This window comes from Methylococcus sp. EFPC2 (assembly GCF_016925495.1).
In the GTDB taxonomy this organism is placed as follows: domain Bacteria; phylum Pseudomonadota; class Gammaproteobacteria; order Methylococcales; family Methylococcaceae; genus EFPC2.
The window spans coordinates 645,613-667,706 of record NZ_CP070491.1 but is presented as its reverse complement, the minus strand read 5'-3'; the positions used below and the strand labels follow the sequence as shown (position 1 = coordinate 667,706).

At 59.3% G+C, this 22,094-nt stretch carries 10 protein-coding genes, 2 tRNA genes and 3 rRNA genes; 10 read left to right on the top strand and 5 right to left on the bottom strand.

Annotated features, from left to right (window positions below; genetic code table 11):
• Nucleotides 1-56: 56 nt before the first annotated feature.
• From JWZ97_RS02995 to JWZ97_RS02980, 4 genes are all read left to right on the top strand, one after another.
• Complete coding sequence (locus JWZ97_RS02995) at nt 57-2,828, top strand: glucosidase (protein WP_205433302.1); 2,772 nt, start codon at nt 57-59, stop codon at nt 2,826-2,828.
• 26 nt (nt 2,829-2,854) lie between these two features.
• Nucleotides 2,855-4,345 (top strand): alpha-amylase family glycosyl hydrolase, encoded by a 1,491-nt coding sequence (locus tag JWZ97_RS02990; RefSeq protein ID WP_205433301.1) that lies wholly within the window; start codon nt 2,855-2,857, stop codon nt 4,343-4,345.
• Between the two features lie 61 nt (nt 4,346-4,406).
• The gene (locus JWZ97_RS02985) at nt 4,407-4,760 is read left to right on the top strand and encodes an STAS/SEC14 domain-containing protein (RefSeq protein ID WP_205433300.1); all 354 of its coding nucleotides are present in this window, start codon (nt 4,407-4,409) and stop codon (nt 4,758-4,760) included.
• Nucleotides 4,761-4,814: 54 nt separating this feature from the next.
• On the top strand, nt 4,815-6,497 hold the full coding sequence (locus tag JWZ97_RS02980) for a SulP family inorganic anion transporter (RefSeq protein ID WP_205433299.1): 1,683 nt from the start codon (nt 4,815-4,817) through the stop codon (nt 6,495-6,497).
• A gap of 189 nt (nt 6,498-6,686) precedes the next feature.
• Here the strand turns inward: JWZ97_RS02980 and rrf are convergent.
• The 5 genes from rrf to JWZ97_RS02955 form a co-directional block, all read right to left on the bottom strand.
• Nucleotides 6,687-6,799 (bottom strand): 5S ribosomal RNA (gene rrf / locus JWZ97_RS02975).
• Nucleotides 6,800-6,931: 132 nt separating this feature from the next.
• Nucleotides 6,932-9,825, bottom strand: a 23S ribosomal RNA gene (locus JWZ97_RS02970).
• A gap of 207 nt (nt 9,826-10,032) precedes the next feature.
• Nucleotides 10,033-10,108: transfer RNA gene (locus tag JWZ97_RS02965), tRNA-Ala, on the bottom strand.
• 4 nt (nt 10,109-10,112) lie between these two features.
• Nucleotides 10,113-10,189: transfer RNA gene (locus tag JWZ97_RS02960), tRNA-Ile, on the bottom strand.
• 66 nt (nt 10,190-10,255) lie between these two features.
• A 16S ribosomal RNA gene (locus JWZ97_RS02955) occupies nt 10,256-11,791 on the bottom strand.
• The 16S, 23S and 5S rRNA genes sit together here with 2 tRNA genes alongside, the layout of an rRNA operon.
• A 732-nt stretch (nt 11,792-12,523) precedes the next feature.
• Between JWZ97_RS02955 and JWZ97_RS02950 the strand changes: the two genes are divergently transcribed.
• The 6 genes from JWZ97_RS02950 to JWZ97_RS02925 all read left to right on the top strand — a co-directional run bounded on the left by JWZ97_RS02950 (nt 12,524) and on the right by JWZ97_RS02925 (nt 22,025).
• The gene (locus tag JWZ97_RS02950) at nt 12,524-14,539 is read left to right on the top strand and encodes a GMC family oxidoreductase (RefSeq protein ID WP_240342456.1); all 2,016 of its coding nucleotides are present in this window, start codon (nt 12,524-12,526) and stop codon (nt 14,537-14,539) included.
• Nucleotides 14,540-14,809: 270 nt separating this feature from the next.
• Nucleotides 14,810-17,368, top strand: a complete 2,559-nt coding sequence (locus tag JWZ97_RS02945) for a hypothetical protein (RefSeq protein WP_205433298.1) — start codon at nt 14,810-14,812, stop codon at nt 17,366-17,368.
• A 232-nt stretch (nt 17,369-17,600) separates the two neighbouring features.
• Complete coding sequence (locus tag JWZ97_RS02940) at nt 17,601-18,032, top strand: hypothetical protein (protein ID WP_205433297.1); 432 nt, start codon at nt 17,601-17,603, stop codon at nt 18,030-18,032.
• A 6-nt stretch (nt 18,033-18,038) separates the two neighbouring features.
• On the top strand, nt 18,039-19,337 hold the full coding sequence (locus JWZ97_RS02935; RefSeq protein WP_205433296.1) for a hypothetical protein: 1,299 nt from the start codon (nt 18,039-18,041) through the stop codon (nt 19,335-19,337).
• A complete protein-coding gene (locus JWZ97_RS02930; RefSeq protein ID WP_205433295.1) occupies nt 19,334-20,785 on the top strand; it encodes a peroxidase in 1,452 nt (483 codons plus the stop codon). The genes JWZ97_RS02935 and JWZ97_RS02930 overlap by 4 nt, the downstream gene beginning before the upstream one ends.
• A gap of 10 nt (nt 20,786-20,795) precedes the next feature.
• Nucleotides 20,796-22,025 carry a catalase family protein gene (locus JWZ97_RS02925; protein ID WP_240342455.1) on the top strand — a complete coding sequence of 410 codons (1,230 nt, stop codon included), beginning with the start codon at nt 20,796-20,798 and terminating at the stop codon, nt 22,023-22,025.
• The last annotated feature ends 69 nt before the right edge of the window (nt 22,026-22,094 follow it).

Here is a 22,094-nt window from a genome sequence, read left to right as displayed (position 1 = left end):
ATCGAGATGTTCTAGTCCTAGTTCGGTAAGGCCAACGAGGCTAAGGAGACGGCTGTATGAACGCCGAAGAAGCCCGGCTCGAAGAGGCCAGGCAGCATAAAGCTCCCTGGAAGAAGTGGGGCCCCTATCTCAGTGAGAGACAGTGGGGAACGGTACGCGAGGACTACAGCGAAGGCGGCGATGCCTGGAATTATTTCAGCCATGATCAGGCGCGCTCGCGCGCCTATCGCTGGGGGGAAGATGGCTTGGCCGGCATTTCCGACGACCAACAGCGGCTTTGCTTCGCGCTCGCCCTATGGAACGGAAAAGATCCCATCATCAAGGAACGCCTTTTCGGGCTGACCAACAGTGAAAGCAATCACGGGGAGGACGTCAAGGAGTATTACTTCTACCTCGACAGCACCCCGACCCATTCGTATTTGAAATACCTCTACAAGTATCCTCAGGCGGCCTACCCTTACGGCGACATCGTCGAGACGAGCCGACGCAGGGGGAGGAACGAATCGGAGTATGAACTGCTCGATACCGGTGTGTTCGATCAGGATCGTTACTGGGATGTGTTCGTGGAATATGCCAAGGCGTCGCCCGAAGACCTCCTGATCCAGATCAGCGTTCACAATCGTGGTCCAGAAGCGGCCAAGCTGTATGTCCTCCCGACACTCTGGTTCCGCAATCAATGGTCATGGCATGGCAGTCCCGACCGGCCCGCTCTTGAGCAACTCGCGGGGGTTTCGGCGGGGAACATCATCAAGGCGGTGGATTCCGGGCTGGGGGAACGCTACCTCTACTGCGAGGGCGACGCGCCGTTCCTGTTCACGGAAAACGAAACCAATACCCAGCGCATCTTCGGCATCCCCAACCGCAGTCCCTACGTCAAGGACAGCATCAACGAATATATCGTCCACGACCAAGAAGGGGGGCTGAATCCGGAGAAAAAGGGTACCAAGGTAGCGGCGCATTATTGCCTGACCGTGAACCCAGAAGAATGCCAGATCATCCGGCTTCGATTGTCCGATGTCTCACCGGCCGCCTTCGCAACAACCCGGGGCGAAGGGGCCGGCCCGTTCGGCGGTCATTTCGAGAAGGTATTCCGGGCTCGGCGCAACGAGGCCGACGAGTTCTACGCGGCCATCACGCCACCCGCTCTCGGCGCGGACGCGGCGAACGTGATGCGGCAAGCCTTGGCCGGCATGCTGTGGTCCAAACAGTTCTACCACTACGACGTGGACAAGTGGTTGGAGGAACGCGGCTCCGATCCCTTCAAGCCTCGGCGCAAGGTCGCGCCCCGCAACGACCACTGGCACCACATGTACAACGGCGACGTGATCTCCATGCCGGATAAGTGGGAGTATCCCTGGTACGCGGCCTGGGACTTAGCCTTCCATGTGATCGCCTTGACCCTCGTGGATCCCGATTTGGGCAAACAACAACTGAAGCTCATGCTGCGGGAGCGCTATATGCATCCCAACGGCCAAATCCCGGCCTACGAGTGGAATTTCGGCGACGTCAATCCGCCGGTGCATGCCTGGTCCACCATCTTCACCTATCACCTGGAAAAAGCCGAAAGGGGGGAAGGTGACAAGGACTGGCTCAAGAGCTGTTTCCAGAAGCTGTTGCTCAACTTTACCTGGTGGGTCAACCGCAAGGATCGCTCGGGTCGCAACGTCTTCGAAGGCGGCTTCCTGGGACTGGACAACATCGGGGTGTTCGACCGTAATGCCCCGCTGCCCACCGGAGGCTACCTCGAGCAGGCCGACGGCACCGCCTGGATGGCGCTGTTCTCGCAAAACATGCTCGAAATCGCCGCCGAGTTGGCGCCGACCGATGTGGACTACGCGGACATGGCGCTCAAGTTCCTCGAACACTTCCTGTGGATCGGTGGGGCGATGGCGCATCTGGGCGAGGACACTGGCATGTGGGATGAGGAGGACGGCTTCTTCTACGACGTGCTTCGCTTGCCTGACGGCCAGGCCCAGCGGCTCAAAGTCCGATCCATGGTAGGCCTTTTGCCCCTGTGCGCCGCTACCGTCTTCGAGGGGGAGGTGATGGCGAAATACCCGGAAATCGGGGAACGGTTTCAGTGGTTCCTGGATGCCCGCCCCGAACTGTGCGCTGCGGTCCACGACCCGCGCATGCCCGGTGTGGCCGGTCGCCGGCTCGCTTCCATCCTGGATGAAACCAAGCTGCGCCGTGTGCTGAAAAAGATGCTCGACGAGAATGAATTCTTGGGTCCCTACGGCCTGCGTTCTCTGTCGCGTTACCACGCAAACCACCCTTATGTCATACAGGCAGGCGGCCAGGAATACCGCGTCGCCTATCTCCCGGCCGAGTCCGACACCGGCATGTTCGGCGGCAACTCGAACTGGCGGGGGCCTATCTGGATGCCGGTCAACGCCCTGATCATCCGGGCCCTGCTGCAATATCATCTTTACTATGGCAACGACTTTACCGTGGAATGCCCCACCGGTTCGGGCCGGCACATGAACCTGTATCAGGTCGCCGAGGAAATCTCGCGCCGACTGGCCAGCATCTTTTTGCAAGACCAGGATGGCCGGCGGCCGGTCTACGGTGGGAGTCGAAAGTTTCAGGAGGACCCGCACTGGCGCGATTGCCTGTTGTTCTACGAATACTTTCACGGTGACAACGGGACAGGCCTGGGCGCCAGCCACCAGACCGGATGGACCGGCGTAGTCGCGCGTACCCTGCATCTGTTTGCCAGCCTGACACCGGAACAAGCTCTAGAAGGTGGCAATAAGGCCTACGCCGAGACTGCCGCGGAAGAGCGCAGCGATCGGGGGGCCACCGCCGTCAAGAACACCGGTTCATAGCGTCTTTCCCGACGGGAGTGAAAGTCATGGAACACGCCCCCTATCCTTCGCTGTACCAGATCAACACCCGCGTCTGGCTGACGGAATTCTCCCGCGAACTGGGCCGGCCCGCTGCGCTGGATGACATTCCGGACGCCGAGCTGGACCATCTGAAGGAACTGGGTTTCGACTGGATCTGGATGCTGAGCGTCTGGCAGACCGGTCCCGCCGGGCGTCAGGTTTCGCGCGGTAACCCCGAATGGCGCCAGGAATTCCAGGAGACGCTGCCGGATTTGCGGGAAGAGGACATCGCCGGTTCCGGTTTCGCCATCACCGGCTATGCCGTGCACGACCATCTGGGCGGGGACGCGGCCCTGGCGCGCCTGCGGGAGCGGCTCCGCCTACGCGGCCTGAGGCTGATGCTGGATTTCGTCCCCAATCACACCGGGCTCGATCACCCCTGGGTGGAGGATCACCCCGAGTATTACATTCCCGGAACCGAACTGGATTTGGCTCAGGCGCCGAAGAACTATACCTGGGTAAAGCGCAGACAAGGCGACCTGCTCCTTGCCCACGGGCGCGATCCGTACTTCCCGGGCTGGCCGGACACCCTGCAGCTCAACTACGGCAACCCTGCCACGCAAGTAGCCATGGCAACGGAACTGTTGAAGATCGCCGGGTGGTGCGATGGTGTCCGCTGCGACATGGCCATGCTGGTGCTGCCGGACGTCTTCGAGCGGACTTGGGGTCTGCAAGCCCAACCCTTCTGGCGGCAAGCGACCGAGCGAGTTCGGGAGCGGTTTCCGGACTTCTGCTTCATGGCCGAAGTCTACTGGGACATGGAATGGACCCTGCAGCAACAGGGGTTCGATTACACCTACGACAAGCGCTTGTACGACCGGCTACGGGACGGTCGTGCCCGCCCCGTACGCGAGCATTTCCGCGCGGGGTTGGAATACCAGAACAAGCTGGCGCGCTTCCTTGAAAATCACGACGAGCCGCGCGCTGCGGCGACGTTCCCGCCGGAAGTCCATGAAGCCGCTGCCGTTATAAGCTTCCTGGCTCCCGGCCTGCGCTTCTTTCACCAAGGGCAATTCCAGGGACATACGAAGCGGATCTCGCCCCATCTCGGTCGAGGCCCGGACGAATTCGTCGACCAGAATCTGGAACGGTTTTACGATCAGCTACTCGCCGTGCTACGTCGGCGGGTCGTGCGTAACGGCGTGTGGCAACTGCTGGAATGCGCGTCCGCCTGGGAAGGCAATTGGACCGTCGATTGTTTCCTGGCTTTCGCCTGGCAAGGCCTCGATGGCGAACGATTGCTGGTGGCTGTGAACTATGCGCCCAACCAAAGCCAGTGCTACGTTGCCCTGCCGTTCGAAAAACTTGCGGATCATCGATGGCGATTCTCGAATCTGCTCGATAGTGCCTCCTACGACCGCGAAGGAAACGATCTGGCCGCACACGGCATATTTCTGGACCTGCGTCCCTGGCAGGCCTGCGTGTTCGCCGTGGAGAAACTTGGAAAGCTTGAATGACCGAGATGGTCCGTATCGATTCGTACCTTATGGTGATGGCCCTCAATCCGAAGGAAAACCTATGCCCTATCAACTGATGAAATCACTGGATCAAGAGATATGGATCAAAATCACCGGTCGAATCACTCCTCGTGATCTGCAGGAATGTCAGGCCTTGGCGGAGTTGGGAGCCGAGTGGTTCCACCAGGCGAAGGTGTTGATTGTTCTCGATGATTTCCAAGGCTGGAGCAAGGATGATGACTGGTCGGATACTTCCTTTCTCCCTGATAGCGAAATTGCCAAGATGGCCGTCGTGGGCGACAGGAGATGGGAGGAGGAGGTTTTTCTTTTTGTCGGAAAGCCGATGCGCACAACGGAAATGCGGTTTTTTTCCACCGATCAGCTGGATGAGGCGAAGGACTGGCTGGCGCAGTGAGGATGCCCAGCCAACCGAATCCACGTTCCAATCAGGGCAAATGGGCTGCATGGCATGATCATCTGGATCAAACCCTATCTTCCTGACTGGCTGCAGGGTTATCGATGCGCGTGGTTGGCCAGTGACCTGCTAGCCGGGTTGACGTTGGCCGCATACGCCATTCCCGTCGCCATCGCCTATTCGTCCATGGCAGGATTGCCGGCGCAATCGGGTCTTTACGGCTACCTGTTTGGCGGCTTGGGGTACGCCTTTTTCGGCACGTCGCGCCAATTGGCCATAGGCCCCACGGCGGCGATTTCGCTTGCCGTCGGCACTTCGCTGGCTAAGTTCGCGCCGCACGATCCCGAACGCATCGCGACTCTGGCAGCCCTGACGGCACTGGTAACGGCAGTGATGGGAGGGTTGGGCTGGTTGTTACGCCTGAGCCAACTGGTCAATTTCGTTTCCGAAACGGTGTTACTCGGCTTTAAAGCCGGCGCCGCCCTCAGCATTGCGGTTACCCAGTTGCCCAAACTTTTCGGCCTGCCGGCCGGTGGACATGACTTTTTCAGTCGAGTTTACTCCCTGTGTGAGCACCTCGGGGATACCAATCCCTATGTACTCGCATTCGGCCTGGTGGCAGTTCTGCTGCTCATGGCGGGCGAAAAATGCTTGCCCGGCCGGCCCCTTGCCCTGCTCGTGGTCATCGCCTCCTTGCTGGTGATGTCCTTGTCGTCGCTCGATGTACGCGGCATCAAGGTCGTGGGTCTATTGCCCCAGGGGCTTCCGGCTCTCGCGCTTCCCGAGGTTACGCGTGAAGAAATCAGCGAGATCGTTCCCCTGGCTCTAGCCTGCCTGCTGCTCTCTTATGTCGAAAGCATTTCGGCCGCCCGAACGTTTGCGGCCAACCACCAGTACCGGATCGATCCGCGACGGGAGCTACTAGCCTTGGGCGCGGCCAATTTGTTGGGCGGGCTTGCCCAGGCTTATCCGTTGGCCGGTGGATTATCCCAGTCGGCCGTCAACGACAAGGCTGGAGCCAAAACGCCCATGGCCATTCTTTGGGCCTCTGGCATGATAGGTTTGGTCCTTTTATTCATGACCGCCCTATTTCAAAGTCTGCCGGAGGCGGTGCTTGCCGCCATTGTTCTGGTGGCCATCAAGGGCCTAATCGATATCCGTGGGCTGGCTCATGCCTGGCGTGTAAGCCGTTTCGACTTCAACGTCGCCATGGGAGCGCTGATCGGAGTGCTGTTCCTGGGGATACTAAAAGGCGTCTTGCTGGCATCCATATTTTCCATCCTACTCTTGCTGAGACGGGGGTCATACCCTCATGTGGCCTTCCTGGGGCGGATTCCGGGCTCGGATCAGTTTTCGGACCTTGCCAGGCATCCGCATAATGAAACCATACCGGGTGTGGTCATATTCAGGGCAGAGGCTCCCTTGCTCTATTTCAACGTGGAGCATATCCAGGAGAAAGTGTTGGAGCGCCTCGCTCAGGAAGGGGAATCCGTGAAGCTCGTGATCGCCGATCTGTCCAGCTCGCCCAACCTGGATTTGGCGGGGGCACACATGCTGGCTACATTACAGACCCAACTGGCCAGCGAAGACCGCCTGTTGCGGCTGGTCAACGCACATGCCAATGCCCGCGATCTGCTACGCGCCGAAGGTTTGGAGGCGAAGATCGGCAGTATCCGACGCGAGGCGACCCTCGCCGACCTGATTGAGGGTTTTGAGGAGGGCAATGCGGCTTCTTAGCGTCGGGCCGCACAATCTCATCCGCCCTCGGCAGCCTGTCGAGCGCCGGTTTTCGGCACGTTCAAGCCGACTACGGCCGGTGAGCGTCGGCCATTTCGGAAAAGATGGTAAGCGTGGAGGGTTATGCCGAGAGTGATGCAATAAAAAACCCCCGTCTTGATTTTAAGAGCGGGGGTTTAGGGGTTAGGTGCCTGGCAGTTCCCTACTTTCGCATGGGGGTCCACACTATCATCGGCGCTAAGCGGTTTCACTTCCGAGGTCGGGATGGGATCGGGTGGTTCCCGCTCGCTCTGGCCACCAGGCAAAACTGGTTAAGCTTTTGGAGCTTTTGTTGTTCATCGGCAAGGCCTTAGGCCTTGTCGATGTCTTGGAAAACGTACACTTCGCGGATGTCAGACACCCTGTTGGCTTTCACCAAACTGTTTGGGTGTTATATGGTCAAGCCACACGGGCAATTAGTATTGGTTAGCTTCACGCATTACTGCGCTTCCACACCCAACCTATCAACCTGGTGGTCTACCAGGGCCCTTCAGGGGACTCGAGGTCCCAGGGAGATCTTATCTTGGGAGGGGCTTCCCGCTTAGATGCTTTCAGCGGTTATCCTGTCCGAACATAGCTACCCGGCAATGCTTCTGGCGAAACAACCGGAACACCAGAGGTTCGTTCACTCCGGTCCTCTCGTACTAGGAGCAACTTCCCTCAAATCTCCAACGCCCACGGCAGATAGGGACCGAACTGTCTCACGACGTTCTAAACCCAGCTCGCGTACCACTTTAAATGGCGAACAGCCATACCCTTGGGACCGACTACAGCCCCAGGATGTGATGAGCCGACATCGAGGTGCCAAACACCGCCGTCGATATGAACTCTTGGGCGGTATCAGCCTGTTATCCCCGGAGTACCTTTTATCCGTTGAGCGATGGCCCTTCCATACAGAACCACCGGATCACTAAGACCTACTTTCGTACCTGCTCGACGTGTTTGTCTCGCAGTCAAGCGCGCTTTTGCCTTTACACTCTGTGCGTGATTTCCGACCACGCTGAGCGCACCTTCGTGCTCCTCCGTTACTCTTTGGGAGGAGACCGCCCCAGTCAAACTACCCACCATGCACGGTCCCCGATCCGGATTACGGACCTGGGTTAGAACTCCAAATAGACCAGGGTGGTATTTCAAGGTTGGCTCCACGCAAACTGGCGTCTGCGCTTCAAAGCCTCCCACCTATCCTACACAAGTCGATTCAAAGTCCAGTGCAAAGCTATAGTAAAGGTTCACGGGGTCTTTCCGTCTAGCCGCGGGTACACTGCATCTTCACAGCGATTTCAATTTCACTGAGTCTCGGGTGGAGACAGTGTGGCCATCGTTACGCCATTCGTGCAGGTCGGAACTTACCCGACAAGGAATTTCGCTACCTTAGGACCGTTATAGTTACGGCCGCCGTTTACCGGGGCTTCGATCAAGAGCTTCGCCTTGCGGCTGACCCCATCAATTAACCTTCCGGCACCGGGCAGGCGTCACACCCTATACGTCCACTTTCGTGTTTGCAGAGTGCTGTGTTTTTAATAAACAGTCGCAGCCACCGTTTCACTGCAACCTCGTTGGGCTCCATGAGCAAGTCACTTCACCTACTTGAGGCATACCTTCTCCCGAAGTTACGGTATCATTTTGCCTAGTTCCTTCACCCGAGTTCTCTCAAGCGCCTTAGAATTTTCATCCTGCCCACCTGTGTCGGTTTTGGTACGGCCTCTTACAACCTGAAGCTTAGAGGTTTTTCTTGGAAGCCTGGCATCAATCACTTCTGCTCTTACGAGCTCGTCATCACGTCTCGACATTAGGGTTCCGGATTTGCCTAAAACCCCTGCCTACACGCTTAAACCGGGACTACCAACACCCGGCTGACCTAGCCTTCTCCGTCACCCCATCGCAGTTGTAACAGGTACAGGAATATTAACCTGTTTTCCATCGACTACGCCTTTCGGCCTCGCCTTAGGAGCCGACTAACCCTGCGCCGATTAACGTTGCGCAGGAAACCTTGGGCTTTCGGCGTGCGGGTTTTTCACCCGCATTATCGTTACTTATGTCAGCATTCGCACTTCCGATACCTCCAGCCAACCTTACGGTTGACCTTCTCAGGCGTACGGAACGCTCCTCTACCACTTGACGCTGAGCGTCAAATCCGCAGCTTCGGTACATGGCTTGAGCCCCGTTGAATCTTCCGCGCAGGCCGACTCGACCAGTGAGCTATTACGCTTTCTTTAAAGGATGGCTGCTTCTAAGCCAACCTTCTGGCTGTCTGTGCCTTCCCACATCGTTTTCCACTGAGCCATGATTTTGGGACCTTAGCTGGCGGTCTGGGTTGTTTCCCTTTTCACGACGAACGTTATCACCCGCCGTGTGTCTCCCGTGCTTGCACTTCTCGGTATTCGGAGTTTGCAACGGTTTGGTAAGTCGGGATGACCCCCTAGCCGTAACAGTGCTCTACCCCCGAGAGTGATACACGAGGCGCTACCTAAATAGCTTTCGAGGAGAACCAGCTATCTCCGAGCTTGATTAGCCTTTCACTCCGATCCACAACTCATCCGAATCTTTTTCAACAGATCCCGGTTCGGGCCTCCAGTGCGTTTTACCGCACCTTCACCCTGGTCATGGATAGATCGCCCGGTTTCGGGTCTACTCCCAGCGACTGAATCGCCCTATTCAGACTCGCTTTCGCTACGCCTCCCCTAGTCGGTTAAGCTCGCCACTGAAAGTAAGTCGCTGACCCATTATACAAAAGGTACGCAGTCACCTAACAAAGTAGGCTCCCACTGCTTGTACGCATACGGTTTCAGGTTCTATTTCACTCCGCTCACCGCGGTTCTTTTCGCCTTTCCCTCACGGTACTGGTTCACTATCGGTCGGTAAGGAGTATTTAGCCTTGGAGGATGGTCCCCCCATGTTCAGACAAGGTTTCACGTGCCTCGCCTTACTCGATTTCACATTAGTAAGATTTTCGTGTACGGGGCTATCACCCACTATGGCGCGACTTTCCAGACGCTTCCACTAATCTTACTGATGCTTAAGGGCTGCTCCCCGTTCGCTCGCCACTACTTGGGGAATCTCGGTTGATTTCTTTTCCTCGAGGTACTTAGATGTTTCAGTTCCCTCGGTTCGCTTCCAGCAGCTATGTATTCACTGCAGGATACCTGTCTTATGACAGGTGGGTTTCCCCATTCGGACATCTCCGGGTCACAGGTTGTTTGCCACCTCACCGAAGCTTTTCGCAGGCTGCCACGTCCTTCATCGCCTCTTACCGCCTAGGCATCCACCGTATGCGCTTATTCACTTGACCATATAACCCCAAAAAGTTTGAAGTCATACAGCAATGCTGACATCTCGCGTGTTATGCTTTCGCTCCAATGGCTCAAGGCCATCTTCACTGAGCATTACAGTGTACGTTTTCCAAATTGTTAAAGAACAGTCATCCACAAATGATGACTCGCAAGCATTACTCGGTTCATACTGCTTGCGGCTCATCAATCGCCGATCACTTGAGTTATGGTGGAGTCAGGGAGGATCGAACTCCCGACCTCCTGCGTGCAAGGCAGGCGCTCTCCCAGCTGAGCTATGACCCCTCAATGGTGGGTCTGGGAGGACTCGAACCTCCGACCTCACCCTTATCAGGGGTGCGCTCTAACCACCTGAGCTACAGACCCGAGCTCTTCGTCTTGATCAAATAATTTGTTGTGGACACTTACGCTCCGCATTGAAGCGAGCTTATATAAGGAGGTGATCCAGCCGCAGGTTCCCCTACGGCTACCTTGTTACGACTTCACCCCAGTCATGAATCACACCGTGGTAAGCGCCCCCCTTGCGGTTAGACTACCTACTTCTGGTGCAACCCACTCCCATGGTGTGACGGGCGGTGTGTACAAGGCCCGGGAACGTATTCACCGCGGCATTCTGATCCGCGATTACTAGCGATTCCGACTTCATGCAGTCGAGTTGCAGACTGCAATCCGGACTAAGATCGGCTTTGTGGGATTAGCTCCACCTCGCGGCTTGGCTGCCCTCTGTACCGACCATTGTAGCACGTGTGTAGCCCTGGCCATAAGGGCCATGATGACTTGACGTCATCCCCACCTTCCTCCGGTTTATCACCGGCGGTCTCCTTAGAGTTCCCGACTTTACTCGCTGGCAACTAAGGACAAGGGTTGCGCTCGTTACGGGACTTAACCCAACATCTCACGACACGAGCTGACGACAGCCATGCAGCACCTGTGTTCGCGCTCCCGAAGGCACCCCCGCATCTCTGCAGGGTTCGCGACATGTCAAGGCCAGGTAAGGTTCTTCGCGTTGCATCGAATTAAACCACATGCTCCACCGCTTGTGCGGGCCCCCGTCAATTCATTTGAGTTTTAACCTTGCGGCCGTACTCCCCAGGCGGTCAACTTAACGCGTTAGCTGCGCCACTGAGAACCTAATTGCTCCCAACGGCTAGTTGACATCGTTTACAGCGTGGACTACCAGGGTATCTAATCCTGTTTGATCCCCACGCTTTCGTACCTCAGCGTCAGTGTTGGTCCAGGTAGCCGCCTTCGCCACTGGTGTTCCTTCCGATCTCTACGCATTTCACTGCTACACCGGAAATTCCACTACCCTCTCCCACACTCGAGTCTGACAGTATCCAATGCAGTTCCCAGGTTAAGCCCAGGGCTTTCACATCAGACTTATCAAACCGCCTACGCACGCTTTACGCCCAGTAATTCCGATTAACGCTCGCACCCTCCGTATTACCGCGGCTGCTGGCACGGAGTTAGCCGGTGCTTATTCTGCAGGTAACGTCAATGCAAAAGGGTATTAGCCTTCCGCCCTTCTTTCCTGCTTAAAGTGCTTTACAACCCGCAGGCCTTCTTCACACACGCGGCATTGCTGGATCAGGCTTGCGCCCATTGTCCAATATTCCCCACTGCTGCCTCCCGTAGGAGTCTGGGCCGTGTCTCAGTCCCAGTGTGGCTGGTCGTCCTCTCAGACCAGCTAAGGATCGTCGCCTTGGTAGGCCTTTACCCTACCAACTAGCTAATCCTACGCAGGCTCATCCACCGGCGCGAGGTCCGAAGATCCCCCGCTTTCCCCCGTAGGGCTTATGCGGTATTAGCTCTCCTTTCGGAGAGTTATCCCCCACCCGTGGGCAGATTCCTACGCGTTACTCACCCGTCCGCCACTCGTCAGCGCCCGAAGGCCTGTTACCGTTCGACTTGCATGTGTTAAGCATGCCGCCAGCGTTCAATCTGAGCCATGATCAAACTCTTCAGTTTAATGGCTTCGCCAGGTTACCCTGGACTTTATCTTGAATCGACTAAGCGCGTGTTACGCACTCACATCGAAATTTATTAAGACTGGCTTAATGCATTCGAACGCAAGCGCCCACACAAATTATTTGATCAATTTTTTAAAGAACCCGGCACCGTTAGCTCCGTGCCGTTCAAGAGCCGCTCATTTTACAGCACCCAACCCCCTTGTCAACCCCTTCGTCCCGAAGCCGCCAACCCAACCAGCTCCAAAACCCTCTTCCCTAAGCCCACTGCAAAACCTCAACGCTCCCACCCTCCCGCTTCAGCGCCTAGCACCTCACCGGAAGAGCTGCGTATTCTGAACGTCATGAAGCGCATTGTCAATACACCACGGACACGCGTCAGTAAGACCGGCCAAATGGAGTGTCTCGACGCGATGAAACAGGACAACCGTGCAGGGATGCACTGCGGCCTTCCAAGGTAGACTAAATTGCAGTAACAGCGGACTCGCCGTCGGCAAACTTCCTTCAAGCGTCCATCTCTTGGTAAAAGCGGAGCTAAGCTCACCTACCTGTGCAGAGCCAAAGCGGGGACGAAAGCTCCCACTGTCCTGTGTTGACAAGGGCTAGCGGGGTGCTCGTGCTCGCCGCCGGGTTACGGCAGTAACCTCCTTCAAACCCTCGAGCTTTTCGGCTCGCCGGCTTAGGCCGCCGGCGGAAACGATTGCCGATTTGACGATCACCGCGAGGACATACAATGAACGAAGAAAAATACGGAATGACTCGGCGCGGTTTCACCCGTTTCTGTATGAAGGCCGCTGTCACACTCGGTGCCTGGCTGAGCGGCTGTGCCGCTCCACTGCGTCAGCGGACGACGGTGACCTGCGATCCCGCGGTGCCTGCTGCGGATACGGAATTCGATTACATCGTGGTAGGTTCGGGCGCAGGCGGCGGCCCCCTGGCCGCCAATCTGGCCCGCAGGGGTCATAAGGTCCTGCTGGTGGAAGCCGGCGACGACGACGAGGGGCCCAACTACCAGATTCCATTGTTTCATCCGCTGGCGTCGGAAGATCCGCAAATGCGCTGGGATTTCTTCGTTCGCCATTTTCAGGACGAGACCCGCTCGCGCAAGGACAGCAAATTCCGCCCCGACCAGGATGGCGTGCTCTACCCGCGCAGTAGCACCCTGGGCGGTTGTACCGCCCACAATGCGATGATCCTGGTCTACCCCCACAATGACGATTGGGACTACATCGCCGAACTCACCGGTGATCCATCGTGGCGAGCCGACTCCATGAGAGCCTATTTCGAACGGCTCGAGAACTGCCAGTACGCTTCGTCCCATGGTGACAACCGAGCCCGTCACGGATTCTCCGGCTGGCTGCCCATCAGCCTTCCGAGCCTGGATACCGTGCTCGCCGTGTTGCGCGACCGGGAAATGCGCGACGTGCTGCTGGGCAGCGTGCTTACGGCGCTGCAGCTACATCTCGGCAAGCCGCTGGATTTGCTGAAATCCCGCTTCGACCCCAACGATTGGCGTAGCGTCGTCGCTCGCAGCGAAGGCCTGTGCAAAGTGCCCCTCACTACTCACAAGGGCCGGCGGGCGGGGCCTCGGGACTATATCCGTGACGTACAGCGCAGTTGCGGTAGTCGATTGACTGTGAAGCTGAACACCCTAGTGACCAAGGTAATTCTGGAAGACGTCCGGCCGGCGGATGGTCCGTCGGTACGCAAGATGGCCGTGGGTATCGAATACTTGCACGGCAAGCGGCTGTACCGGGCCGACCGCCAGGCTGCAGGGGAGGCTCCCGCCACCGCCGGTTCGGCGCGGGCGCGGCGGGAGGTTATCCTGGCCGGCGGAGCCTTCAACACGCCGCAGTTGCTGATGCTCTCGGGGATCGGACCGGAGCGCCACCTGCAGAACCTGGGGATACCGGTACAGGTGGACCTGCCCGGAGTTGGGGAGAATCTTCAGGACCGTTACGAAATTGCGGTGGTCACCGAAATGAAGAACGAATTTCCGATGCTGCGCGGATTGGACTTCAAGGTTCCGCAGCCGGGTGAACCGGACAATCCGTTTTACCGGGAGTGGCTGGAAGGGGAAGGGATTTTTACCACCAATGGGGCGGTCATCGCCTTCACCAAAAAATCTACGGCGGAGCAAGCCAATCCGGACCTATTCATCTTCGGCATGCCTGGTAGTTTCGCCGGCTATTTCCCCGATTATTCCAGGTTGGTTGCCGCCGATCAGAAGCACTTCACCTGGGCCATCCTCAAGGCCCATACCAATAATACCGCGGGGGTGGTGCGACTGAAATCCACCGACCCCCGCGAGCGGCCCTACATCAATTTCCGCTATTTCGACGAAGGTAACGACCATGCCGGAGAAGATTTGCAGGCACTGGTTCACGGCCTGCAATTCGTGCGGGCCATCACCCGAAGCGAGCGTATGAGCGAGCACATCGCCGCTGAGGTGGTGCCCGGGCCGACGGTGAATAGTCCCGAACAGCTTGCCGAGTTCGCCAAATTCAACGCCTGGGGCCATCATGCCTCCTGCAGTTGCCGGATGGGGGCGGAGGATGATCCCCTGGCGGTTGTGGACAGCCGCTTCCGGGTGCGCCAAGTGGACCATCTTCGCATCGTCGATGCCTCGGTTTTCCCCCGGATCCCGGGCTTTTTCATCGTCAGCGCCGTTTACATGATCAGCGAGAAAGCCGCCGAGGTGATCGATCGTGACGCCAGGGCCGCCTCGCGATCTACCGTAACTGCATGAAAACAGTTTTCGGTGAACGCCCCCCTGACCTCGTGATATGAGAGTTATTCTTATTGACACGAAATCTTCCTAGCAGTACGGTCGATTTCGCCAGCCTGGCCAAGACCCGGCGGCGACACGTTCTTTAAATGTCATAAGCGCTTTGAGGCGGCGATGAGTCCGACCGGATACGCTGCTCCCGGTCACTTTCGTTGCTATGCCGCAGGGACCATGCAGTCCCTGCGGCGTCTACGGCGCATTGTGGGCTGATGAAAGGACAGGAGAAGTCGCATGAAAATAAGAAAACTTTTCGGGGCTTGGTCGTTGTTGTCCGCGATACTGCTAGCGATGACGGCATGTCAGATCGAACGCCGGGCGGACGAAAAACTCGTCGACCTCATCAACCCGGTCCGACCCGAATGCGGCAAGGGATCAGGCGGGGTCAGGGACGAAGCGCTATGTGCCGGGCGTACGGCGGAGAGTTTTCCTGCCGCCGACGAAGATTATTTCGGCGATATGGATTACGGCGTCACCAAGGACCCCAAGGCGGTGGCGGCGGAATTGCTTCCCTATGTCCCCGAAATCACTCCAGAGCAAGCCGTCAAGGCCGCGGCCATCGGCCGCAACAACTGGATCGTCTGGAGCGGCGGCAACGACCGTTTCTGGGATCAACTCTCCCGCGACAGCGTCGGCAATCTGGACTTCCTCAAGACCCTGTCCAGCCACCCCAGCCAGACCCGCTACAGCCGCGACAACCGCTGGCAATACCTGGGCCTGGTCAACGAACCTTGTTTCACTAAGGCTACGGCTCCCCGCGCCGACCGCTTCGGCCTATGGCTGGACGTGCGCAGCGCCGATTGCCCGCCCGACCCCTTCGAGAATGAAACCAAATATCCCGGCGTGAAGTTCGGCGCCCGCGGCACCACGGTGCCGATCGGGTCGTTTTACGGCTACGCCACCGGCGTTGTTGGCCTGCGCCTGTTCCCCAACCCGGACTTCGACGAGGAAGCCAAGAAGCGTTGGGATCCGGAGCGCTATTACACCGATCCCGGCTATTACAACGACAAGAAACTGGTGAAACCCTACCGGGTCGGCATGAGCTGCGGCTTCTGCCACGTCGGACCGAACCCGTCCAATCCGCCCAAAGACCCGGAACATCCCAAGTGGGAGAACCTGAATTCCAATCCGGGCGCTCAATACTTCTGGGTGGACCGCATCTTCACGGTGGACGCCGATCCTTCGAGCTTCGCCTATCAGCTATTCCACACTTCCCATCCCGGCGCGCTGGACACCTCCTTCGTTTCCACCGACTACATCAACAACCCGCGCACCATGAACGCGGTCTACAGCCTGGGCGCGCGCATGGGGTTGGCGCTGAAGTCCGGCAAGGAGACCCTGGCGGGGGGCGAGCAGCTCAACTCCCAGCTCAATACCTACGTGCCGCCCAGCTCAGTGTTGAATGCCTTCTACCAGGCGCCGGACACCACCTTCACCCCGCGGGTGCTGAAGGACGGCTCCGATTCTGTCGGTGCCCTGGGAGCGTTGAACCGGGTGTACGTGAACATAGGACTGTTCAGCGAGGAATGGCTGCAGCACTTCATCCCCCTGATCGGCGGCAAGAAGATCACCCCCTTCGCTATCGCCGATGCCGACCGGAATTCCGCTTACTGGAACGCCACCAAGGCCCAGACCCCCGACCTGGCGCTGTTTTTCCTGGCCACCGGCAAGCCCGACTACCTGAAGAACGCGCCCGGCGGCGAAGCTTATCTGACCAAGGACGCCAGCCAACTGGAACGGGGCAAGGTGGTATTCGCCGAAACCTGTGCCCGCTGCCATTCCAGCAAGCTGCCGGAAAAGGCCTACAGCTTCTTCCCCGACAAAGGCTGCAACGGACCCGGTTACCTGGGCTGCTGGAATCGCTATTGGGCCTGGACCAAGACCGCGGAGTTCAAGAACGCGGCCAAGAAGATCGTGCTGGCCAAGGATTTCCTGAACGACAACTACCTCTCCACCGAACTGCGTGTGCCATCCACCCTGCTGGAAACCAATGCTTGCAGCCCGCTGGCCACCAATGCGCTGGAAGGCAATATTTGGGACAACTTCTCTTCCCGCTCCTACAAGGACCTGCCGTCGGTGGGCAAGGTGATCGTCCACCATCCTCTGACCGGGGAACCGCGCGAGTACGAAATGCCCGCCGGCGGCCGCGGCTACACCCGTCCCGCCTCCCTCATCAGCGTCTGGTCGACCGCACCCCTGCTGCAAAACAACCGGCTGGGACCGTTCTACTGGAGTGGCTCGGTGGAAGATCGCATGAAATCCTTCGATGCTTCCATCGAGCAGTTGCTATGGCCGGAGAAACGGGAGGGCGAGCGCAAGTTCGTGACCCTCTCCGGCAAGCGGGTGCCCGGCATCATCGACACCACCACGGCCACCAGCTACCTCAAGGTACCGAAAGGTTTCCTGCCCGATTTCCTGCAGAAGGAACCGTTGTACGGCCTGCTGGAACGGAAAGCCGGCTGGGCGCTGGGCGAGAGCGGCGTGGAGATCGGCCCCATCCCCAAGGGCACCCCCATCAATCTGGTGTCCAACATAGACCTGGAACAGCGGCTGGCGGTGTTCAAGGTGCTGGTGAAAGCCAAGCACGACTTCAAGTCACTGCCGCCCGATCCCAGTGACGAACAGGCCAAGGCGGCGCTGAGCGATCTGGTGGAACCCCTGCTGGAGGTCAGCAAGTGCCCGGATTTCGTGGTCAACAAGGGCCACTACTTCGGCACCGACTACGCCCAGGACGAAAAGGGCCTGAGCGATGCCGACAAGCGGGCGCTGATCGAGTTTTTGAAGACTCTGTGAGCATTGCGGGACGGCGGGTTACGGCAAAGCGCTGTAGGGTGGGACTAGACGCACCATCACGATGATGGCTCCGTCTAACCCCTGCCCTTGCGGTGCGTCGCAGCCCACCACCTAAAGCCGGCGGGCTGCGACGCACGCACAGGCTCTCGGTATCTTTGAACCGATCCGAATGTGCGCCGAACTGACCCTACGCAATGTGACAACACATTTGTATCCTAAGGAGAATCAAGTCATGAGCTACACCGTACCGGATCTATTGGCGATGACGCAGGAGCAGCTGGACGACGTATTCAAGGCCAGCCCCGCAGGAGACATTCCCAACGGCGAGGCCCAGGGCACGGCCATCATCGCGCCGGGGACCCGTTATTCCGGGCCCATCGCCAAGATCGTCTACTGGCTCGTCTGGCAGGGCAAAGTGTTCGACGCCGAAAAGGGCTATCTGAAAAACAAGATCCTGTTCTTCGGGCTGAAGGCCATCGTCGCCAAGATCTACAAGGCCGACAGCTGGCTGGACGGCAAGGAGTGCATCGTGCTCGACTACTCCGAGACCTCCCTGGTCGCCCGCCGGATCCGCGACGAAATCCGGCCGATCGGCCCCGGCCTCTACCTGGGTAAGGTGTATTGGGGCAAGAAACGTCTGATCGATTTCGCCCTGCAGTTCTAACCAGCCATGACCCCGCAATCCCCTTTCATGGTGGTCGCCACGGTCGAAGGGGGCCGCGAGGATGCCTTGCGGCAATTGCTGGAAACCATGAACGGCAAACCCGGCATGGCCGACCCCGACAACGCCCTGCTACCCTTCGGCCGGTTCGAAGGTCTGCATTACGCCCGCTTCGTGATCCTGGCCGATCCCACTCTGGGTGACATGGAGGTGTACCGTCTGCCCAAGCCGGAACTGCCGACCTACTTGGCCTTCTTCGGCGACGTGGACGGGTCCGCCGAACCCTTCCTGGCGGAACTGGTGCGGGAGGCGGAAGCCGGATTGCGGCAAATTTTCTCCCACTGCGACGACTTCGGCGACGGCACCGAACTGGCCACTTGGCTGCGTGACCACCTACGTCCGGTGGGCGCCAACTACGTCAACACGGTGGGCCGTACGGTACGGCAAATCAGGGAGGAAGCGGCCCTGCACCGGGCGCTGGCAGCCCAGGTTCCGCGCGAGGCCGTGGCTTCCGCCGACGAGGCGCGGAAGCTGCGCTGCGAACTGGTGGAATTCAGCCGCGCCGAGGTGCGAGCCGGACGTCTCCATTTCACTCGGGAAGAGCCGACTCCATGGGAATGGCTGATCCGCCATTATCTGAATCTGCTGGCCATTCCCTTGATCGGGCTGCTGGCCGCCCCCTTCCTGTTGCTGTTCTCCCCGATCCTGCTCTTCTGGCTGCGCCGCTTGGAGAAGACCGACCCGGAAATTTGTCCGCGGCCCGACGTCAACTTTCTGTTGACCCTGAAGCGGCTGGAAGACCACGACGTCACCAACCAGTACACCGCCTTCGGACTGGTGAAGCCCGGCCTGTTCCGGCGCTGGCTGCTGACCGCCGTGGTGGCGCTGATCGACTGGGGCGCCCGCCAACTGTTCGCCCGTGGCCATCTGGCGCGGGTGCAGACCATCCACTTCGCCCGCTGGGTATTCCTCGACGACAAGCAGCGGGTTCTGTTCGCCAGCAACTACGACGGCGGCCACGAGGCGTATATGGACGATTTCATCAATAAGGTGGCCTGGGGCCTCAACCTGGTGTTCAGCAACGGCCTCGGCTGGCCCCGCACCGACTGGCTGATCAAGCGAGGTGCCCGAATCGAACAGCGCTTCAAGTATTTCCAAAGGCGCCACCAACTGCCCACCCAGGTCTGGTACAAGGCCTATCCCGGCCTGACCCTGACCGACATCCGCCGCAACCGGAAAATCCGGGAGGGTTTGTCCTGCGCGCCCATGCCCGACGACCAGGTGCTGGCCTGGCTGAGGCTGCTATGAGCCGGGAGGTGGAACTGGACGACATCCAGGGCCTGGTGCGCTTCGCCTACGGCCACTTGAAGCAGGCTTGCTTCGTGCTGCTGCGGGTCAAGGAGCAAAAGCAAGAGGCGGCCCGCACCTGGCTGGCTCAGCTCCCCGTCACCAGCGCCATCGACGCCAGCCCGCCACCGGACAGGGCGCTGCAGGTGGCGTTAAGCTGCGAGGGGCTGCGTGCCCTGGGGGTGGGCGACGACATCCTGCAAGGCTTTTCCGTGGAATTCGTGGCGGGCATGGCGGGCGACGAAAACCGCTCGCGCCGCCTGGGCGACGTGGACGACAGCGCGCCAACCGTCTGGCAATGGGGCGCGTCCAAGAAGCTGCCCCATGTGCTGGTCATGCTGTACGCCAAGCCCGATGCCCTGGAGACGTGGAAGCGGCAGGTGCTGAAAGGCTGCTCGACCGGTTTTCAGATCTCGTCCGAACTGGACACCTCGGACATGGATGGGCGCGAACCCTTCGGCTTCGTCGACGGCATCTCCCAGCCCAAACTGGACTGGAAACGGCAGCGGGCGGTGCGGGATCAGGAGCTGGAGGAGTACACCAATCTGTCCTGCCTGGGTGAGTTCCTGCTGGGCTATCCCAACGAGTACGGGCTCTATACCGATCGCCCCCTGCTGGACCCGCAAGGCGCCGCGGCGGAACTGCCCCGCGCCGAGGACGTTCCGGAAAAGGCCGACCTGGGGCGCAACGGCAGCTATCTGGTTTTCCGCCAGTTGCACCAGGACGTCGCCGGCTTCTGGCAAACGCTCGACCGGCAGGCCGAAGGCGACGCGACACTACGCACGCGCTACGCCGAGGCCATGGTCGGCCGCAGCCTGGACGGCAAGCCACTGGTGCAATCCGACGGCCTCAACGGCTTCGACTACCGGGCCGATACTCAGGGCCTGCGCTGCCCCATCGGCGCCCACATCCGCCGCGCCAATCCCCGCAACGGCGACATTCCGCCGGGGAAACCGGGACTACTGGGCTGGCTGTGCAGGATCTTGGGTTACGACGCCAGAGCCCGCGAACAGGACCTGATTGCCTCCACCCGCTTTCACCGCCTGGTGCGGCGCGGCCGGGAATACGGCCAGCCGATCACCATCGACCAGGCTTTGACCGGCACCGAGACCGAGGCAGGGCTGCACTTCATCTGCCTCAACGCCAACATCGCCCGGCAGTTCGAATTCGTACAATCGGCCTGGCTGACCGGGACCCGCTTCGGCGGGCTGGACCGGGAGGGCGATCCGCTGCTGGGGGCACGAACCAAGGACCTGAACGGCGGCACCACCGACCATTTCTCCATGCCCCAGGCTTACGGTGCCGACCAGCGTCTGGAGGGCCTACCCCGCTTCGTCAGCGTAAAGGGCGGCGCCTATTTCTTCCTGCCGGGCATACGCGCCCTGCGCTACCTGGTCACCGCCACCTGAGGACGCCGCCATGGATTCCAACGCCAGCCGACCGGTCCCGCCCGCCGACACCGGTTACCCCATACTCGACTGGATCAGCGACACCGCGCTGAAGCTGCTGCAACTGGAACACCGCATCGAACCGTTCTGGCGGCCGATCTTCGACGCTACCCTGCGCGACCCCATCGCTCGGCTGGTAACGGCACTGATCAACCTGCCGCGCAGGAACGAGGGCCTGAAGATCGCCGAGGAAAAGCCGCTGCCTGACGAAGAGGCCTACATCGACTCCATCATCTGCAGCTTCCGCGACCAGATGCACCGACTGTGGAAGGCCGGCAGCTTCGAGCGCGGCGGTAACACCAAGACCCACGGCATCGTGCGCGCCGAATTCATCGTCCACGACAACCTGCCCGCCGAATACCGCCACGGCATCTTCGCCGAACCCAAGACCTACCGCGCCTGGGTCCGCTTCTCCGGCCCAGGCCCTTACATCACCCCGGACGTCGACGATGTCGGCTTCATGAGCATCAGCATCAAGCTGCTGGGCGTGCCGGGCGACAAGCTGATGGACGAGGAACAGCACACGCAGGATTTGTTCGGCGTTTCCACCCCCACCTTCGTCACCCCCAATACCCGCGAGAACGCCAACCTGCAGCAGTGGAGCTACAAGAACGCGCAGATATTCCACTTCATCAACCCGTTCAATTCCCACCTACTGGACGGGATCATGCAGTTCCTATGGATCACGGTGCAGAGCAGCCCCTTCGAGGCCCCCTATTTCAGCTGCGTGCCTTATTTGCTTGGGGAAGGCCAGGCCATGCAATATTCCGTTTGGCCCAAGACCAAGCGCAAGAGCCGCATCCCCTGCCTGCCCTTCAACCGGCCGCCGGACGACTACCTGCGCCAGGCCATGGTGAACGCCCTAGACGAGGGCGACGTGGAACTGGATTTCCGCATCCAGCTGCAAACCGACTCCCACCTCATGCCCCTGGAAAACGCCGCGGTGCTTTGGCCGGAAAAACTGTCGCCGCGGGTGTCGGTGGCGACCCTGCGCATCCCCAAGCAGAAATTCGACTCCGCGGCACAACTGGCCTTCGCCCGCAAGCTCTCCTACAACCCCTGGCACTGTATCAAAGAACACCGTCCCCTGGGCAACCAGAGCCGCGCCCGCCGCCGTATGTATCTGGAATTGTCGACCTTGCGGCACCGCATGAGCAATGTCCCCCATTACGAACCAACGGGAGACGAGGTTTTTGATTAACCGTTTTCGGGCCTGGACAGGCCTCCCCGCCAGGTCGATAGCGCTCGCATAGTTTTCTCCATCTCTCCG